Here is a 16,444-nt window from a genome sequence, read left to right as displayed (position 1 = left end):
CTCCTCGGACGGCTACCGGAAGCGCAGGGCGGTCGGCCCCTGCACCTTCGAGCCGCGGCGCTGCTTGGCTGGCATGGCGGCCAGCTTCTCGCGCAACTCGACGGCGTAGGCGGCGAGCGCCTCCACCAGGTCGGGCACCGAGGCGTGCGGCGGCTGGACGTCGACCCGCAGGCCGAACTCCGTCGCGGTCTCCGCCGTCTTGGGCCCGATCACAGCAACAACGGTACGGGCGTGCGGCTTCCCCGCGATACCGACGAGATTGCGCACTGTCGAGCTGGACGTGAAGAGCACGGCGTCGAATCCGCCCGACTTGATGGCGTCCCGGATCTCGGCGGGCGGCGGCGCGGCCCGCACCGTCCGGTACGCGGTCACGTCGTCGACCTCCCAGCCGCGCTCGGTGAGCCCGGCGGCGAGCGTCTCGGTGGCGATGTCGGCGCGCGGCAGCAGCACCCGGCCCACCGGGTCGAGGATCTCGTCGTGCGGCGAGAACTCGGCAAGCAGCCCTTCGGAGGACTGCTCCCCGGCGGGGATCAGCTCCGGCTGGATGCCGAACGCGCGGACCGCGTCCGCAGTGGCCTCGCCGATGCAGGCGATCTTGACGCCGCCGAAGTGCCGGGCGTCCAGCCCGTGCTCGGCGAACTTCTCCCAGACCGCGCGGACCGCGTTGACCGAAGTGAAGATCACCCAGGCGTACCGGCCGTCGACAAGGCCCTTGACGGCCCGCTCCATCTGCGCCGGGGTACGCGGCGGCTCGACAGCGATGGTCGGCACCTCACACGGGATCGCCCCGTACGCCCGCAGCCGGGCGCTCATCGCGCCGGCCTGCTCCTTGGTACGCGGTACGAGCACCTTCCAGCCGTACAGCGGGCGGTTCTCCCACCAGCTCAGCTTGTCGCGCTGCCCCACACCGGCACCGATGGTGAGCACCACCCGGCCGGTGAAGCCGAGCGCGGCGGCCACGAAGCTGTCAACTGTCGACGTCGTCGTGTACTGGGTCTCGCCGGTGCCGTCGCCGGTCACCCCGACGCCCGTGGTGCCGTCGATCCCGGCGGCCAGCAGACCGTCCCGGACGGCGGCGAGATCACCGGCGTCCACAGCGAGCGCGAGCGAACCCCGACCGACGGCAGCGGCCAGCGCCTCGAAGTCCAGCGCTGTGACGTCCTCGACGTCGGCGGCCGTACGCACGCCAGGCAACGGAACACCCGCGTAGGTGGCCACGCCCTCGGCCTGGCCGACACCGGGCACGACCTCGAAGTGGGCGGCGGTGCGGGCCACCGCCTGCACCTCCTTGACCACCGAGTCGTGGCCGAACGGGTCGCCGGCCACCAGGTGCACCGCGTTCAGCCCGGACCGGGCAGCGGAGATCAACACCTTCGCCACGTCCCCCGGTGCGCCTTCGGCAGGCGTGAACTGGGCGTCGTCCCTGGCCTCGGCGCGTACGACGGCGAGCAGGGAGTCGGGGACTCCCCGGTCGTAGATGACCTGGTCGGCGTCTACCAGGGCGTCGTGCGCCCGACGGGTCAGCAGGCCCGGGTCACCGGGGCCCGCCCCGACGAATGCGATACGACCGACGGGCTTACGGGTGCGGGTCATTCTGTGCTCCCAAATTCCTGGGTCCCCGGGCCGGTGTGTCCTTCGTGGCCGAGGATCGAGTCGGCGCCGAGTTCGAGGAGTTCGGCGGCGAGTGCCTTACCGATCTCCGCCGCGTCGGCGGGCGTTCCGGTGCGGGACAGCCGAAGGTCACGAGTGCCATCCGGACTGATCACCGCCCCGCGCAGGTAGATCTCATCGCCGGTGTCACCTTCGGCGAGTTCCGCATAGGCGGCGACGGGTGCGCTGCACCCGGCCTCCAGGGTTGCCAGCAACGCGCGTTCCGCGGTGACCGCGGCGTGCGACGGTGCGTGATCGAGCAGCGCGAGCAGCTCGATCAGGTCCTGATCGTCGGCCCGGCACTCCACGGCCAGCGCGCCCTGGGCGGGTGCGGGCAGCATCAGCATCGGGTCCAACGTCTCGGTGATCACATCGGCCCGACCGAGTCGGGCAAGCCCGGCCCGCGCCAGTACGACGGCGTCCAGGTCGGCGTCGGGGCCGAGCACCCGGGCCAGGCGGGTGTCCACGTTGCCGCGGATCGGTGTGACCTCAAGTTGCAGGCCGAGGGCGTTCAACTGGGCGATGCGACGCAGCGCGCCGGTGCCCACTGTCGCCCCGGGTGCCAGTTCGGTGAGCGTCCGACCGTCGCGGGCGATCAGCGCGTCGCGCGGATCCTGCCGGGGCGGAACGGCCGCGACGAGCAACCCGCCGTCGCTCGCGGTGGGCAGATCCTTGTAGGAGTGCACAGCGAAGTCGATGGTCCGGGCGGTGAGCGCGTCGCGCAGCGCGGAGACGAACACCCCGACGCCGAGCCGGTGTACAGGCGCGTTGGACTGGTCGCCGGCGGTGAGCACCTCGACCAGCTCGACCGGCCGGCCGGTGGCGGCGGTCAGCGCCTCGGCGACCTGACCGGACTGGGCCATCGCCAGGGCGCTGCCCCGGGTGCCGAGTCGCAGGGGGGCGGTCATCGGGCACCTCCGGTGGGCGGGGCGGGGTCGGGGGTGTCCGCGCCGACCGTCGGGTCGACGCCCGCGAGCGCCGCACCGAGGTCGGGGGTCAGCACGTCGGGGACGGTGTCCACCGGCGAGGTCTGCGGCACCTGAAGGTCGAACAGCTCACGCAGCAGTGCCGCGTACTGGTCGCCGCCGGGCTCGGCGGCGAGCTGGCGGACCTTGACGGTGGGCTGGTGCAGCAGCCGCTGCACCACCCGGTGCACGGTGCGGGCCACCTCGGCGCGCAGGTCGTCGCCGAGGTCGGGGCGACGCTGGGCCAACCGGCGTAGCTCGGCGGTGACGACGTCGTCGGCCCGGCCGCGCAGCGCGGCCACGGTGGGTGCCACGTCGGCGCCGCGCAGCCAGGTGAGGAAGCTCTCCACCTCGCCGAGCACGATCTGCTCGACGGCGGCGGTGTCGGCGGCGGCGGGACCGTCGGCGAGCAGCCCTGCCATCCGGTCGATGTCGATCACCTCGACGCCGGGCAACTCGGCGACGCCCTCCTCGACGTCGCGCGGCACGGCGAGGTCGAGCAGGACCAGCGGGCCCCGGCCCAGGTCCCGCTCGGCAAGCGCGGCGGTGACCACCTGGCGGGTGAGGACCGGTTCAGCGGACGCGGTGGCGGCCACTACGATGTCCACTGTGGAAAGGGTGTCGGTCAGCTCGGTCATCGGCGCGGCGCCCGCCCCGTACGACTGGGCGAGCCGGACGGCCCGGTCGAGGCCCCGGTTGGTGACGGTGAGCGGCCCCGCACCCAGGCGCGACAGCGTGGCCACCCCGAGTGAACCCATCGCACCGGCACCGATCACCAGGGCGGGACGGTCGGCGAGGTCGCCGTCGAGGTGCCCGGCGGCCAGCTCCAGTGCGGCGGTGACCACGCTCTGGCCGGCCCGGTCGATGCCGGTCTCGGAGTGGGCCCGCTTGCCGACCCGCAGCGCCTGCTGCATCAGCTCGTGCAGCAGACGGCCGGCCGAGTCGGCGCCGCTGGCCCAGTGGTAGGCGTCACGCAACTGGCCGAGGATCTGCGCCTCGCCGACCACCATCGAGTCGAGACCGCTGGCGACCCGGAAGACGTGGTCCACGGCTGCGGTGTCGTAGTGCACGTACAGGTGACTGGCGAGCGCCGCCGGCTGGCAGCCGGCCTGCTCGGCCAGGACGGCGCAGATGTCGCCGAGCCCACCGTGGAAACCGGACACGGCGGCGTAGACCTCCACCCGGTTGCAGGTGGAGACGAGCACCGCCTCGCTCACGTACGGCTGAGCGACCAGGCGGTCGAGGGTGCGGGTGAGGTCGGCTGGGGGTACGGCCAGCTGCTCCAGCGTGGCGACCGGGGCGGTCCGGTAGGACGCGCCGACGACAAGCAGTTTCACGTGCCGATCGCCTCCTGGGTGTCGGTGGTCGCGAGCCCGCCCGGCAGAGCGGTGAGGGCGGACCCGCCGGTGGCGGGCAGCGCGATCAGCGACGCCTTGCGGTGCTCGTGGAAGGACAAAATCTGCAGCTCGATGGCGAGGTCGACCTTGCGCACGTCGACTCCCTCCGGCACCGAGAGTACGCACGGCGCGAAGTTGAGGATGCTCGTCACGCCGACCGCGACAAGCTGGTCGGCGACGCTCTGGGCGGCCGCGGCGGGGGTGGCGATCACGCCGATGGCCAGCGATTCCGCAGCGGCGACCGCCGGAAGCTCGTCGACATGTCGGACAGTCAGCCCATTGATCTCTTCGCCGACACGGGACGGGTCGGCGTCGAGCAGCGCCACGATCCGGAAACCGCGGCCCGCGAAGCCGTCGTAGCCGGCCAGAGCGTGACCGAGATTACCCACGCCCACCAGAGCGACGGCGCGACGTTGGGTGAGCCCGAGCACATACTCGATCTGTTCGATCAACAACGCGACGTCGTAGCCGACACCCCTGGTGCCGTACGAGCCGAGGTGCGAGAGGTCCTTGCGGAGCTTTGCGGAGTTGACCCCGGCGGCGGCGGAGAGGCCCTCGCTGGAGACCGTCTCGTGGCCGGCGTCGGCGAGGTTGTGGAGCGCGCGCAGGTACTCCGGGAGCCGAGCGACGGTCGCCTCGGGTAGGTCCGGGAGCGTCGGTACGGCACCGGCGCGGCCGGACGCGCCTGGGTGACGGTGCTGACTCATGAGACTCCGTGCGGTGCGATCCTCGGCCAACGTCGCAGGTCGGCCGCTTGTGGACTCCCGCTGGCGACCGAGATTGCCGGCTGTGCTAGCAGGGCGCGTCGGAACTACAGAGTAGGCGCTTGTGAAGACGTGCACAAATCGCGATCTTGTCGCCCCGTGACGCGGCCTCACCAGCACCTCCCTTTCGCAAGATCGATTCAGCAGCCGACCGACTGTCGGCCGCTCGGGGCGATTATTGCTCAATCCCGACTTCTCTGACTAATTCCGCGCCGTGCGTCACTAACTCCGCGATCTTGCAGTTGCTGCCCCCGCAGTAGCCCCATACCGGGCAATCTGGCGACCACAAATGCAAGATCGACGCGCCGGAGGAGGTCGGGGTAGGGACAGCACTACGGGAGAGAGGCTGGGCTTCGGGATGGGGACGGGCAGCCTCGGTGCCTAGCCTTTTGGCATGACCGCCGCTACCGCCGCCAGCGATCCCCGGACGCTGGCACCGAGCATTCCCCGCCAGCTCTTCGTCGACTCCGGGTACGTGCTGCTCGGCCTCCCCCTGGCCGTGGCCAGCTTCGTCGTCCTCGTCGTGGGCCTCGCGGTCGGCGTCGGTCTGGTGGTCACAGTGATCGGCCTGCCGATCCTCAGCGGCACCCTGTACGCCGCCCGTGGGCTCGCCGACATCGAGCGACTGCGGCTGCCCGCAGTCCTCCGGCAGCCCCGGATCCGGCCGCACTACCGGCTACCCGAAGCGGGAGCGAACGCCTGGCGGCGGATCTTCGTACCGATCCGGGACGCCCAGTCCTGGCTCGATCTTGCGCACGGCATCCTGCGGCTGGTCGCGGCGGTGGGCACCTTCGTGGTGACCCTGGTGTGGTGGGCCGCCGCGATCGCAGGCTCCCTCTACTGGGCGTACGACTGGGCGCTGCCCCAGGCCGACGCCGACGGAGACAGCGACCTGGCACAACTGCTCGGCCTGGGCGACTCGACAACCGCCCGGATCGGGCTGTACACCGCGCTCGGGGTGTTCTTCCTGATCACGCTGCCGATCGTGGTCCGGGGCTGCGCGCTGCTCCAGGCCAGCTTCGCCAAGGCCATGCTGACCGGGGTGGCCGAGATGCGCGACCGGATCACAGTGCTGGAGGAGCAGAAGCGCGCCGCCGTGTCCGCCGAGGCGTCCGCCCTGCGTCGGCTGGAACGCGACATCCACGACGGCCCCCAGCAGCGCCTGGTCCGGCTGGCGATGGACCTCAGCCGGGCCCGGCTCCAGCTCGCCTCCGACCCGGAGGCCGCCGGCCGGACCATCGACGAGGCGGTCACCCAGACCCGGGACACCCTCGCTGAACTGCGGGCGTTGTCCCGGGGCATCGCCCCGCCGATCCTGGTCGACAGAGGGCTGCCCAGCGCCCTGGCCGCGCTCGCCGGCCGAGGGCTGATCCCCATCGAGCTACAGGTGGACCCGCAGCTCGGCACGCCCGGCGGGCGGCTCGACCCGGCGGTGGAGAACACCGCGTACTTCGTGGTGGCCGAGGCGCTGACGAACATCGCCAAGCACAGCCGGGCCACCGAGGCCACTGTCGCCGTGACCCGGCACGGCACCCACCTCCAGGTACGGGTGGGCGACGACGGGCAGGGCGGCGCCGACCTGGCCAAGGGGCACGGTCTGGCCGGCATCGCCGACCGGGTCCGGGCTGCCGGTGGCGAGCTGACAGTGATCAGCCCCACCGGTGGGCCCACCGAGATCCGGGCCGATCTCCCACTGTGAGCGAGCATCGAGACCCGCACGGGAGTCCCGACGTGGTAGACACCACACCCATGCGCATCGTGATCGCGGACGACGCCGTCCTGCTCCGGGAAGGGCTGGTGCGGCTGCTGACCGAGAGTGGGCACCAGGTGGTGGCCGCCGTCGGCGACGGCGACGCGCTTGTCGAGGCGGTGGTGGAGCACCGGCCGGACGTGTCGATCGTCGACGTCCGAATGCCACCGACACACACCGACGAGGGGCTGCGGGCGGCGGTGGAGGCCCGCCGGCTGGTGCCGCGTACGCCGATCCTGGTGCTCTCCCAGTACGTCGAGGTGTCGTACGCCGACGACCTGCTGGCCACCGCGGGCGGGTCCGGCGGCGGGATCGGCTACCTGCTCAAGGACCGGGTGGCCGCTATCGAGGAGTTCCTGGACGCGCTGCGCCGGGTGGCGGCCGGCGGTACTGTGCTCGACCCGGAGGTGGTGAGCCAGCTCTTCGCACGCCGACGCCGGGACGACCCGCTGCGCGAGCTGACCCCGCGCGAACGCGAGGTGCTGTCCCTGATGGCCGAGGGGCGGTCCAACACGGCGATCGCCCGCGCCCTCGTTGTCAGCGACGGCGCGGTGGAGAAGCACGTGCGCAACATCTTCACCAAGCTCACCCTCCCACCGGACACCGAGCAGCACCGGCGGGTGCTTGCCGTCCTCACGTACCTGCGGAACTGACCTTGCCGGTGGCCAGTGCCACCGCGTCGGTGAGGGTGTCGGCGACCGGGTGGCCGGAGGCGCGCAGCCGGGCCGGGTCGGTGAAGCCGCCGGTGTAGAGCACCGCCCGGCCGCCGACGGCCAGCGCGGCGTCCGCGTCGTCGATGGAGTCGCCGATGAGCACCACCGAGCTGCCGTCCACGCCCAGCTCGGCCAGGTGCCGTTCGAGCGACTCGGCCTTGCGTCCGCCACCGACCGTGGCCCGCAGCCCGTCCACCCTGATGAACCGGCCGGTCAACCCGTAGGTGTGCACTGTCGGCACCAGCTCCTCGTGGAACCACATGGACAGCAGGCTCTGGCTGCCCTCCCAGCTGGCCATCGCCGTCTGCGCGTCGGCGGCAAGCTCGCAGGTGGTCAGACCGGTTCGGTACGCGTCGTGGAAGATCCGGTCCAGCCGGCCGAACGCCTCGTCGTCGACGGCCTTGCCGAGCACCTCGGCGTAGTAGTCGGCGATCGGCCTGCGGAACCTCGTCCGATGCTCCTCGGAGGTGACCGACGGCCCTCCCACGCTTGCGAACGCGGCGTTGGTGGCGGTCACCACCAGGCTGAGATCGTTGAGCAGGGTGCCGTTCCAGTCCCACACCAGGTGGGGGTGCGCAGGGCTCATCCGAGCACCATAGGTGCGATTCAGAGCTGGGGGGTGGTCAGGTCCCGCAGCAGCCGGTCCTCCTCCACCCGCCAGTAGCCGTGCTCCTTGCCGTCGAGCATCACCACCGGCAGCCGGTCCCCGTACTCCCGTTCCAGGTCCTGGTTGTCGCTCACGTCCCACTCGACCCACCTGTCGCCGGTGACCGCCACCACCCGGTCGAGCGCCGCCTTGGCGTCGTCGCACAAATGGCAACCGGGCCTGGTGATCAGAGCGAGCCGGGCGTCACTGGCCATCGGTTACCTCCGTGCGGGTGTCGGCGGATGCGGGCGGGCCGGCTGGCGTCGCCGACCGGAGCTGGATCTTGCGTACCTTGCCGATCGCCGAGTGTGGCAGGGCGTCGACGAACTCGACGGCGGTCGGGCACTTGAACCGGGCCAGGTTCCGTGCGCAGTGGGCGAGCAACTCCTCGCTTGTCACCGGCCGCCCCTGTGCCGGCACCACGTACGCCCGCACAGTCTCGCCGGTCCGAGGGTGCGGCACACCCAGTACCGCCGACTCGGCCACCCCGGGGTGCCCGCCGAGCACCAGCTCCACCTCGCGCGGATAGACGTTGAACCCGTTCACCAGGATCAGCTCGCCGAGCCTGTCGACGAGGAAGAGGTCACCGTCGGCGTCGGCGTAGGCGACGTCGCCGGTAGGCCACCAGCCGTCGGCGTCCGGGCCGTCGCGGCCGTCCGGCCAGTAACCGGCGAACAGGTTGTCGCCGGCCACGACGATCTGCCCCGGGTCGGTGCCCGGCGCGATGTCGGAGATGTCCAGCTCATCGGGGTCGTCGTCGGGCACGGCCTCGCCGTCGCGCCACAGGTCCACACCGTCCGGGTCGACCAGGCGCAGCCGCACGCCGGGTAGCGGCCTGCCGATCGAGCCCGCCTTGGCCACCCCGCCGACGAGGGTCGTGGTGAGCATCGGCGCGGTCTCGGTGAGGCCGTACCCGATGTGCACAGGGTGTCCGGTGGCCTCGGCGAAGCGCGCCGCGACCGCGCGCTCCAGCGGCGCCGCGCCACACACCGCCACCCGCACCGACGCCGTCGCCGCGCGGGCCTCCGGCGCGTCGGCCCAGGTCAGAAACATCGACGGTACGCCCGCCAGCACGCTGACCCGGTGCCGCGCGATCTCGTCCAGTCCCGCAGTGGGCCCCAGCTCGTCGAGCAGCACCCCTGTCGCGCCATGGCGGACGACAGCGCCGAGCCCTGAGTTGAGCCCGTACGCGTGAAACAGCGGCAGCGCCAGCAGCACGGTGTCCGTGGGGCCGACCACCGGCGGGTCGATCCGGTCGACCTGTTCGTGGTTGGCCAGCAGCGCCCGGTGGGAGAGCATCGCTCCCTTCGGGCGGCCCTCGGTGCCTGAGGTGTAGAGCAGTACGGCCAGGTCGTCGCCGCCCCGGGACGGAAGCGCCGACGGCCCGGGCGCCCCGGCGGTCGGCGACGTGGCGTGCGCAGCGGTCGGCGGCGTGCCGTGCACAGCGGTGAGCGCCGGCAGCTCGGCAGCCACCTCGGCGACCAGGCTCCGGACCCGGTCGGTGCCGATCAGCACCGACGCGCCGGAGTCGGCGAGCACGTGCCGCAGTTCCGGCGCGGTGAGGCCGGGGTTGACCGGGACGGCGACCAGCCCCGCCCGCAGGGTGCCGAGCAGGCCGATCACGAAGTCGGGGGTGTTGGGCAGTGCGATGGCGACGCGGGGCGGTGTGCCGCCGGGCTCGGTGGGTGGCGCGACGGCGGCCAGGCCGTGCGCGGCGGCGGTCACCGCGACGTCCAGTTCGGACCAGTTGATGCTCTGGTCCCGCCAGTGCAGCGCGGGCCTGTCGCCGTGGTGGAGAGCCGCCCCGCGGACCGGGTCGGCGAGGTTCGGCGCGGAGTCTGCCGCTGCGTCCTGCACGGTGATCGAGTCTGGCACAGCGGGCGGCGACAGACCATGCGCGACAGTCGATCGCGAGCACCGCTCAGGTCCCGCCAGCGGGACCGGATATGTGCCGTCCACGGTGCTGACGGGTCCCCCTGATGGGACGTGCGTTGCCCCCGGTCGACGGGCCGGACACACACCATCCACCTTCGGTCGTGGTGAAGCGACCGACCGGCCAATGTGCTCCGAGCAGGGACTTCGTCCTGGATCACCGGCCCGGCGGAAAGTCAACCGCACACGACGGACAAGCGGTCCGCCATGTGTGCGACACAGGGGGAAATACTTCCGCCCTGTGTAACGGACTTGCCACGCGCGGGTGACGTTGGCCCTATTATCACTCGGGTCGGCTCACCCCATTTGCCGTGAGTCGACACCCCTCAGCCCGAGGAGGCCCCCGTGCCTGTGAGCGCATTGGACCAGCACCTCAAGGGGAACTGCCGCCTGTCGGCACACCCCGGAACCGTCCTACCCGACCGGTTGCCCGGTCGGTCCGCACCGACGACGCGCAGACCGGCCCGCCCGGCGAACGACGGGACGGGGGCGGCGCGGTGACCGCCTTCGGTTACGCGGAACGCCCGGTCGGCCTGACCGGTCAACAGACCCGCGCCCAGGTCAACGAGCGTCCGGCGGCCCGTGCGCCGCTCGACGACCAGCACGGTGCCACCATTCGGGGTGACACTGCGGCGCAACGGACCCGCAATCGTCCACACACGAACGAGCCGCCACCGAGACCAGCGGTCCCCGGCGGCAACGCGATGCCGACGGGTGGCCGGGTCGTCGCACCGGCCCGACCGACAATGCCGGCCCAGGGCCGCCGCGTCGGCGACACACCTGCGGTGACAAGCGATCCGGCAGCGGGCGAGACGGCGGTGATCCCGGCCGTTCAGGCCACCACCACCACGACGACGACCCCTACCGGGTTCCCCAGCCGACCGGACCCGTCCGACCCGGCCACCGAGGTCTGGACGCTCATCGAGCGCGCCCAGGCCGGCGAGTCCGAGGCGTTCGGCCTCATCTACGACCGGTACGTGGACACCGTGTTCCGGTTCGTCTACTTCCGGGTCGGCAACCGCCAGCTCGCCGAGGACCTCACCTCGGACACCTTCCTGCGCGCCCTCAAGCGGATCGGCAGCTTCACCTGGCAGGGCCGCGATCTCGGCGCCTGGCTGGTGACGATCGCCCGCAACCTGGTCGCCGACCACTTCAAGTCCGGCCGGTACCGGCTGGAGGTCACCACCGGCGACGTACTCGACGCCGATCGGGAGGACCGGGGCCCGGAGGGCAGCCCGGAGGCGGCGGTGGTGGAGCACATCACGAACGTCGCGCTGCTCACCGCCGTGAAGCAGCTCAATCCGGAGCAGCAGGAGTGCATCGTGCTGCGGTTCCTGCAGGGCTTCTCGGTGGCCGAGACGGCACGTGCCATGGGCAAGAACGAGGGTGCCATCAAGGCACTCCAGTACCGGGCTGTCCGGGCGCTGGCGCGGCTCCTGCCGGACGGCTTCCAGCCGTAGTGGTTCGGCGGGCGGTCGGAGCGCTGATCTGCGTTTGCGCAGCTCAGAGCCGCTTTCGCGTGGTGACGGCCATCACTTTCGGTGATTTCCGCTCCGCCCGGCCCGTAACCCGTGCCCCGTCCGCCGCGTTTCTCCGGGTGCGACCGGTGGTTGTCCCGGCAGGCCCGGGACACCGAGGTCCGACCGGTACGCCGGACGGCACCTCACCTCCGTGGTGTCACACTGCCGACCGGTCGCTGGCAACGACGGCGGCCGACCGGCCGTGACCAGCGAGAGGAGGTGCCAGCGGTGGACAACATCCTCTTCTCCCGCCGGCGCGCCAAGCGCTTCGCGCAGCTTCTCGACGAGGCCAACGGCGGCCGGCGGCACCACGTAAGGTCCCGGGTGGACGGCCAACTGGCACCGCTGGTAGCGGTGGGCCAGCGGCTCAGCGTCGATCCCCCCGCGCCCGAGGTGGATCCCGAATTCCGCACCGGCCTGCGGGCGATGCTGCTCGCCACCGCCGAACGCGACGGGATGGGCACCACGCCGGCGGCCGCCGAACCGTCTGTGGCGCGTCCGGCCGCCACCACCGCCCGCGGGTCACTGCTTCCGGCGGCCACCGCCCGGCGCGCCCGCGCCCGGGGCGCGATCCTGATCGGCATCGCCGCCGGTGCCGTCGCTGTCTCCGGGATCTCCGCAGCCAGCGAGAACGCGGTGCCCGGCGACGCGCTGTACGGCATGAAGCGGTCGACCGAACGCGCCCAGCTCGCCCTGGCCAGCTCGGACATCAGCCGCGGCCAACTCTTCCTCGACTTCGCCCGGACCAGGCTCGGCGAGGCCGCCGAACTGCGCGGCGATGCCATCGGTTACAGCGCCGTCCTCGACGACATGGACGCCGACACCCGGCAGGGCATCCGCCTGCTCACCGCTGCCGCCTTGCAACGGGCCGAGCCGAGCAGCCTGGACACCGTCAACGCGTTCGTCGCGAGCCAGCACAAGGCGGTGAGCAAGCTGCTCGACGGGGCCAACCGGGCCGACCGGGAACGGACCCGACGGTCGCTGGCGCTGCTGGACACCATCCGGGAACGCTCGGACGCGCTGCGCGACGCGATCGCCTGCGGCCTGCCGGCACCGGCCGGTAGCGACAGCCTCGGGCCCGCGCCGACCACCTGCCCCGGCGACCGCTGACCTGCCGGAACGCTTCCTTTCCGCTCGTTCCGACCGACCACGCCACAGTTCCCTGTGTGAGTGGTCGGTCGACCGTTGCCGCCGGATACCCTCGCTGGAGACATCCGTCGCGCCTGGTCAGGAAGGGGGTCGCGTGGCACGCAGCCGCAAGGTGACGGTCAGCACCGACGCCCACGGTCACACCGCCGGTTGGGCGGAGACCGAACTGGCGCCGGTGACCCCACCCTCACCGGACCCGACCGCCGCCGCCTTCTTCGACGTGGACAACACGATGATGCAGGGCGCGTCAATCTACTGGTTCGCTCGCGGGCTCGCCGCCCGCAACTACTTCACCACCACCGACCTGGCGCGCTTCGCCTGGCAGCAGCTCCGGTTCCGGGTGCTCGCCCGGGAACACGCCGGTGACATGTCCCAGGCCAAGGAGGCCGCACTCGCCTTCGTCGAGGGTTGGCGGGTCGACGACGTCGAACGGCTCTCGGAGGAGATCTTCGACGAGCTGATGGCACCGCGGATCTGGAGCGGCACCCACCAGCTCGCCCAGGCCCACCTGGACGCCGGTCAGCGCGTCTGGCTGGTGAGCGCCGCTCCGGTGGAGATCGGCCGGGTGATCGCCACCCGACTAGGCCTGACCGGTGCGATCGGTACGGTGGCCGAGGTGCTCGACGGGGCGTACACCGGACGGTTGGTGGGCGACCTCATGCACGGGCCGGCGAAGGCCGAGGCGGTCACCCAGCTCGCCTCCGTGGAAGGGCTGGACCTGTCCCGCTGCGCGGCCTACAGCGACTCCGCGAACGACCTGCCTCTGCTCCGCGCGGTCGGTCGGGCGGTGGCGGTCAACCCGGACGGCACCCTGCTGCGGCAGGCCCGGCAGGACGGCTGGGAGGTGCGGGACTTCCGCACCGGCCGGCGAGCGGCAAAGATCGCCGTACCGTCGACGGCGGCAGCCGGTCTGGTCGCCGGTGCGGTGACCGCCGGCCTGGCGCTCCAGCGCCGGCGCCGCGACAGCTGACGCCGCGCCTCAGGGGCCGAACGGGTCCGGTCGCCGCTCCAACAGCGAGTGCAGCGTCTGCTGGATGGTCTCCCGCACCTGGTCGGCGAGGTTGAAGACCACCAGCGGGTCGTCCGCCGAGTCGGTCAGGTGCGCGGTGGGGATCGGCGGGCAGAACTCGATCAGCCACTTGCTGGGCAGCGGCACCATGCCCAGCGGCCCGAGCCACGGGAAGGTCGGCGTGACCGGGAAGTAGGGCAGCTTCAGCAGCCGCGCGAGGGGCTTGATGTCGGCGAGCATCGGGTAGATCTCCTCGCCGCCGACGATGGCGACGGGCACGATCGGGGTGCCGGTGCGCAGCGCCGCCGACACGAACCCGCCGCGTCCGAACCGTTGCAGCTTGTAGCGGTCGGCGTAGAGCTTGCCGATGCCCTTGAACCCCTCGGGGAACACGCCCACGAGGTCACCGCCGCCGAGCAGACGCTCGGCGTCCGGGTTGCAGGCCACCGTACCGCCGGTCTTGCGGGCGATCTCGGACACCACAGGCATCCGGAAGACCAGGTCCGCGCCGAGCAGGCGCAGGTAGCGGTGTGCGGGGTGCTTGTCGTGCAGCGCCGCCGAGAGGATCAGCGCGTCCAACGCCACGGTCCCCGAGTGGTTGCCGACCACCAGGGCCGGCCCGTCGACGGGCACGTGCTCCACGCCGCTGACCTCGGTGCGGAACCAGTCCCGGTAGAGCAGCCGCAGCAGGGGGTGGAAGACCGCGTCGGTCAGCTCCGGGTCGAAGCCGAACTCGTCGACCTCGTACTCGCCGGACAGCCGTCGGCGCAGGAACGCCAGGCCGTCGGCGACACGCCGGTCCCACGGGTCACCCGGCCGGTCCGGAACGGCCGCGCCACTGGCGGTCGCGGGCTCGTCGGTGGCCGCGGTGTCGACCTCGTCGGCCGGCGTCGGGGTCGGGGTCGGCGCGACCTGTGCCGCCGGTCGGTGCCCGTTACGCCGCGCCGGCTCCACGTCCGGCGTCACCTCCGGGGGTACGTCGAATCGCCCGTTGCCCGTCGGCTCGCGACCCGTTTCCGGCCCGCTCACGACGACCGCTCCCGCACCGCTGAGCGGACCTGCCGGATGCCGTCCAGGACGAGCTGCTCGGCGGCGGCCAACTGACTCCGGCTGAGCACGACCCCGCCGTGGTGGGCGCGGATGAAGTCGTCGAACGCGGCGGCGGTGGAGCGGGGCGTGAAGCCGTACTCCTGCTCAAGCCGGGTGGTGTCGACGACCCTGCCGTGCACGAAGAGGTCGACCTGGTCCAGGCCGTAGCGGCCGAAGCCCATGTTGCGGGCCAACGCGGCCGCGCCGGAGAGGCCCGGCTCCAGCACCGGCACCGCTACCCGGCCGGCCCGCCGGATCGCCTGGGACAGCGACAGGACGCCCGGACCGGCGACGTTGTAGGTGCCCGGGTGGTCCTCGACGATCGACCGGTGCAGCACCTCCAACGCGTCGTCGAAGTGCAGGAACTGCAACCGCGGATCGCGGCCGAAGACGGTGGGCACGAACGGCTGCGCGAAGTAGCGGGTCAACGTCGTGTCGGCGTTGGAGCCGATGAACGGGGCGAACCGCAGCACCGTCGCCGTGACGTCGGGTCGGCGACGCCGGAAACCACGGACGTACCCCTCAAGGTCGAGGATGTCGCGGCCGAAACCGCCGCGCGGCACCTCGCGCGGTTCGGTCTCCTCGGTGAAGACCGCCGGGTCCCGGAACGACACCCCGTACGCGGCGGTCGAGGACCGGACCACGAGCTTGCGCAGCCGGGGCGCTCGCTGGCAGGCGGCGAGCAGTTGCATGGTGCCGATGACGTTCTGGTCCTTCATTGCCGACCGGCCACCGTGCTGCGGGTCGGGGGAGCTGACCAGCGCGAGGTGCACGACTGCGTCGACGTCCAGGTCGGCGAGGAGCCCACCGAGTGAGCCGGGGTCGACGCGAACCCGCTCGACACGGTCGAGCAGGTCGGTGAACTCGGCACCGGGCTCCGGCACGTCCACGCCGATGACCCGCTCGATACGCGGGTCGGCCGCCAGTCGCGCCGCAACGTGAGCGCCCAGGTATCGACCGACGCCGGTCACGACGACGACCCCCGGAGCACCTGGGGTGCTACCGGGGGTCATCTGACGCACCTACACCGGCAGGAGGGACCGAGCCGGGACGACCACGGCCTGATCACCTGAGCCTCCGGAAGTCGACAGTTGGCAAGAGTCGCCGAACGCCGGGCCATGAGCCCGGCGGCGATCACTTGCCGAGACGGCGACGCTGGACGCGGGTCTTGCGCAGCAGCTTGCGGTGCTTCTTCTTAGCCATGCGCTTACGGCGCTTCTTGACCACCGAGCCCATACGACAGCCTTTCGATACAACGTGCGGGGCGGACCGAATGACACCACGCTTGTGGCGACGGCGACCGCATGCGGACAAAGGACCGGACCAGTCTGGGCGGCGGGGCGCACCGGTGGGGCCTCGGTCGGGCTCCAGGGTAGCGGGAGAGCGTCAGCAGGACCAACGCGCCCCCGCCGTCGCCGCTTTCGGTACGCGACCACCAGCCCCGCCCGTCCACCTCAGGCGCTCACCGATGCCGCTTCCCGTCGGCACCGACAGGCTCGTACGCGCGCCCGTCACTGTGTGCGCGATCGGCCCGGCGGTGGCTCAGGCGGTTTCCTGAAAGGCGCCCCGGAGATATTCGTGCACGGCGTGCTCGGGCACCCGGAAGGACCGGCCGACCCGCACGGCGGTGAGCTCACCGCTGTGCACCAGGCGATAGACAGTCATCTTCGACACCCGCATGACCGTCGCGACCTCTGCGACGGTCAGGAACTTGACCTCCGACAGCCGTCCGTCGGACTGTGACCCGGCCATGGCTCACCGACCCATCCCATGCCCGGCGCGTGCCATCCCGACGGATGCTCCGGGCCGGGCGGCGACGCGCGTGTTACCAGTACGGTAGCGGGGCGGCTGTGACCGGCG

At 72.0% G+C, this 16,444-nt stretch carries 16 protein-coding genes; 5 read left to right on the top strand and 11 right to left on the bottom strand.

The window, feature by feature from the left end:
* Nucleotides 1-12: 12 nt before the first annotated feature.
* The 4 genes from F4558_RS29515 to F4558_RS29500 are packed head-to-tail and all read right to left on the bottom strand — an operon-like array spanning nucleotide 13 to nucleotide 4,719.
* The gene (locus tag F4558_RS29515) at nucleotides 13-1,593 is read right to left on the bottom strand and encodes a bifunctional uroporphyrinogen-III C-methyltransferase/uroporphyrinogen-III synthase (protein ID WP_053654157.1); all 1,581 of its coding nucleotides are present in this window, start codon (nucleotides 1,591-1,593) and stop codon (nucleotides 13-15) included.
* On the bottom strand, nucleotides 1,590-2,558 hold the full coding sequence (gene hemC, locus F4558_RS29510; RefSeq protein ID WP_053654160.1) for a hydroxymethylbilane synthase: 969 nt from the start codon (nucleotides 2,556-2,558) through the stop codon (nucleotides 1,590-1,592). Before hemC ends, F4558_RS29515 begins: the two co-directional genes overlap by 4 nt.
* The gene (locus tag F4558_RS29505) at nucleotides 2,555-3,952 is read right to left on the bottom strand and encodes a glutamyl-tRNA reductase (RefSeq protein ID WP_053654162.1); all 1,398 of its coding nucleotides are present in this window, start codon (nucleotides 3,950-3,952) and stop codon (nucleotides 2,555-2,557) included. Before F4558_RS29505 ends, hemC begins: the two co-directional genes overlap by 4 nt.
* A complete protein-coding gene (locus F4558_RS29500) occupies nucleotides 3,949-4,719 on the bottom strand; it encodes a redox-sensing transcriptional repressor Rex (RefSeq protein ID WP_053654163.1) in 771 nt (256 codons plus the stop codon). The genes F4558_RS29505 and F4558_RS29500 overlap by 4 nt, the downstream gene beginning before the upstream one ends.
* Before the next feature lie 451 nt (nucleotides 4,720-5,170).
* Here F4558_RS29500 and F4558_RS29495 point away from each other — a divergent pair, with 451 nt between their 5' ends.
* Both F4558_RS29495 and F4558_RS29490 read left to right on the top strand, forming a co-directional pair.
* The gene (locus F4558_RS29495) at nucleotides 5,171-6,475 is read left to right on the top strand and encodes a sensor histidine kinase (RefSeq protein WP_053654166.1); all 1,305 of its coding nucleotides are present in this window, start codon (nucleotides 5,171-5,173) and stop codon (nucleotides 6,473-6,475) included.
* A 50-nt stretch (nucleotides 6,476-6,525) separates the two neighbouring features.
* Nucleotides 6,526-7,179 (top strand): response regulator, encoded by a 654-nt coding sequence (locus F4558_RS29490; protein WP_053654167.1) that lies wholly within the window; start codon nucleotides 6,526-6,528, stop codon nucleotides 7,177-7,179.
* Here F4558_RS29490 and F4558_RS29485 read toward each other — a convergent pair.
* The 3 genes from F4558_RS29485 to F4558_RS29475 are packed head-to-tail and all read right to left on the bottom strand — an operon-like array spanning nucleotide 7,160 to nucleotide 9,742.
* On the bottom strand, nucleotides 7,160-7,825 hold the full coding sequence (locus F4558_RS29485; RefSeq protein WP_167946911.1) for an HAD family hydrolase: 666 nt from the start codon (nucleotides 7,823-7,825) through the stop codon (nucleotides 7,160-7,162). The two genes, F4558_RS29490 and F4558_RS29485, sit on opposite strands and share 20 nt — an antisense overlap.
* Before the next feature lie 20 nt (nucleotides 7,826-7,845).
* Nucleotides 7,846-8,100 (bottom strand): glutaredoxin family protein, encoded by a 255-nt coding sequence (locus F4558_RS29480; RefSeq protein WP_053654171.1) that lies wholly within the window; start codon nucleotides 8,098-8,100, stop codon nucleotides 7,846-7,848.
* Nucleotides 8,090-9,742: an AMP-binding protein gene (locus F4558_RS29475; RefSeq protein WP_312877414.1), complete on the bottom strand. Its 1,653-nt coding sequence runs from the start codon at nucleotides 9,740-9,742 to the stop codon at nucleotides 8,090-8,092. Before F4558_RS29475 ends, F4558_RS29480 begins: the two co-directional genes overlap by 11 nt.
* 572 nt (nucleotides 9,743-10,314) lie before the next feature.
* On the opposite strand from F4558_RS29475, the gene F4558_RS29470 reads away from it, so the two are divergent.
* The 3 genes from F4558_RS29470 (at nucleotide 10,315) to F4558_RS29460 (ending at nucleotide 13,456) form a co-directional block, all read left to right on the top strand.
* On the top strand, nucleotides 10,315-11,277 hold the full coding sequence (locus tag F4558_RS29470; protein ID WP_053654173.1) for an ECF subfamily RNA polymerase sigma factor, BldN family: 963 nt from the start codon (nucleotides 10,315-10,317) through the stop codon (nucleotides 11,275-11,277).
* A 288-nt stretch (nucleotides 11,278-11,565) separates the two neighbouring features.
* Nucleotides 11,566-12,447, top strand: coding sequence for a DUF5667 domain-containing protein (locus F4558_RS29465; protein WP_167946909.1), 882 nt, complete (start codon nucleotides 11,566-11,568; stop codon nucleotides 12,445-12,447).
* A gap of 133 nt (nucleotides 12,448-12,580) precedes the next feature.
* A complete protein-coding gene (locus F4558_RS29460) occupies nucleotides 12,581-13,456 on the top strand; it encodes an HAD family hydrolase (protein WP_053654175.1) in 876 nt (291 codons plus the stop codon).
* Nucleotides 13,457-13,465: 9 nt separating this feature from the next.
* On the opposite strand, the gene F4558_RS29455 is transcribed toward F4558_RS29460, so the two are convergent.
* The 4 genes from F4558_RS29455 to F4558_RS29440 form a co-directional block, all read right to left on the bottom strand.
* On the bottom strand, nucleotides 13,466-14,275 hold the full coding sequence (locus F4558_RS29455; protein ID WP_053654985.1) for a lysophospholipid acyltransferase family protein: 810 nt from the start codon (nucleotides 14,273-14,275) through the stop codon (nucleotides 13,466-13,468).
* 245 nt (nucleotides 14,276-14,520) lie between these two features.
* A complete protein-coding gene (locus F4558_RS29450; RefSeq protein ID WP_053654992.1) occupies nucleotides 14,521-15,597 on the bottom strand; it encodes an NAD-dependent epimerase/dehydratase family protein in 1,077 nt (358 codons plus the stop codon).
* A gap of 121 nt (nucleotides 15,598-15,718) precedes the next feature.
* Complete coding sequence (locus F4558_RS29445; protein WP_007465623.1) at nucleotides 15,719-15,820, bottom strand: 30S ribosomal protein bS22; 102 nt, start codon at nucleotides 15,818-15,820, stop codon at nucleotides 15,719-15,721.
* A gap of 306 nt (nucleotides 15,821-16,126) precedes the next feature.
* Nucleotides 16,127-16,336, bottom strand: a complete 210-nt coding sequence (locus F4558_RS29440) for a helix-turn-helix domain-containing protein (RefSeq protein WP_007465625.1) — start codon at nucleotides 16,334-16,336, stop codon at nucleotides 16,127-16,129.
* Nucleotides 16,337-16,444: the final 108 nt, after the last annotated feature.

Source organism: Micromonospora profundi, from assembly GCF_011927785.1.
Lineage (GTDB): Bacteria > Actinomycetota > Actinomycetes > Mycobacteriales > Micromonosporaceae > Micromonospora > Micromonospora profundi.
The sequence above is the reverse complement of the archived record's forward strand: the minus strand, read 5'-3'. Positions and strand labels throughout refer to the sequence as shown.

Coding starts and splice junctions, on each gene's coding strand:
- F4558_RS29500 (WP_053654163.1), bottom strand. CDS start 4,719: ATGAGTCAGCACCGTCACCCAGGCGCGTCCGGCCGCGCCGGTGCCGTA.
- F4558_RS29495 (WP_053654166.1), top strand. CDS start 5,171: ATGACCGCCGCTACCGCCGCCAGCGATCCCCGGACGCTGGCACCGAGC.
- F4558_RS29445 (WP_007465623.1), bottom strand. CDS start 15,820: ATGGGCTCGGTGGTCAAGAAGCGCCGTAAGCGCATGGCTAAGAAGAAG.
- F4558_RS29450 (WP_053654992.1), bottom strand. CDS start 15,597: ATGACCCCCGGTAGCACCCCAGGTGCTCCGGGGGTCGTCGTCGTGACC.
- F4558_RS29440 (WP_007465625.1), bottom strand. CDS start 16,336: ATGGCCGGGTCACAGTCCGACGGACGGCTGTCGGAGGTCAAGTTCCTG.
- F4558_RS29515 (WP_053654157.1), bottom strand. CDS start 1,593: ATGACCCGCACCCGTAAGCCCGTCGGTCGTATCGCATTCGTCGGGGCG.
- F4558_RS29490 (WP_053654167.1), top strand. CDS start 6,526: ATGCGCATCGTGATCGCGGACGACGCCGTCCTGCTCCGGGAAGGGCTG.
- F4558_RS29480 (WP_053654171.1), bottom strand. CDS start 8,100: ATGGCCAGTGACGCCCGGCTCGCTCTGATCACCAGGCCCGGTTGCCAT.
- hemC (WP_053654160.1), bottom strand. CDS start 2,558: ATGACCGCCCCCCTGCGACTCGGCACCCGGGGCAGCGCCCTGGCGATG.
- F4558_RS29485 (WP_167946911.1), bottom strand. CDS start 7,825: ATGAGCCCTGCGCACCCCCACCTGGTGTGGGACTGGAACGGCACCCTG.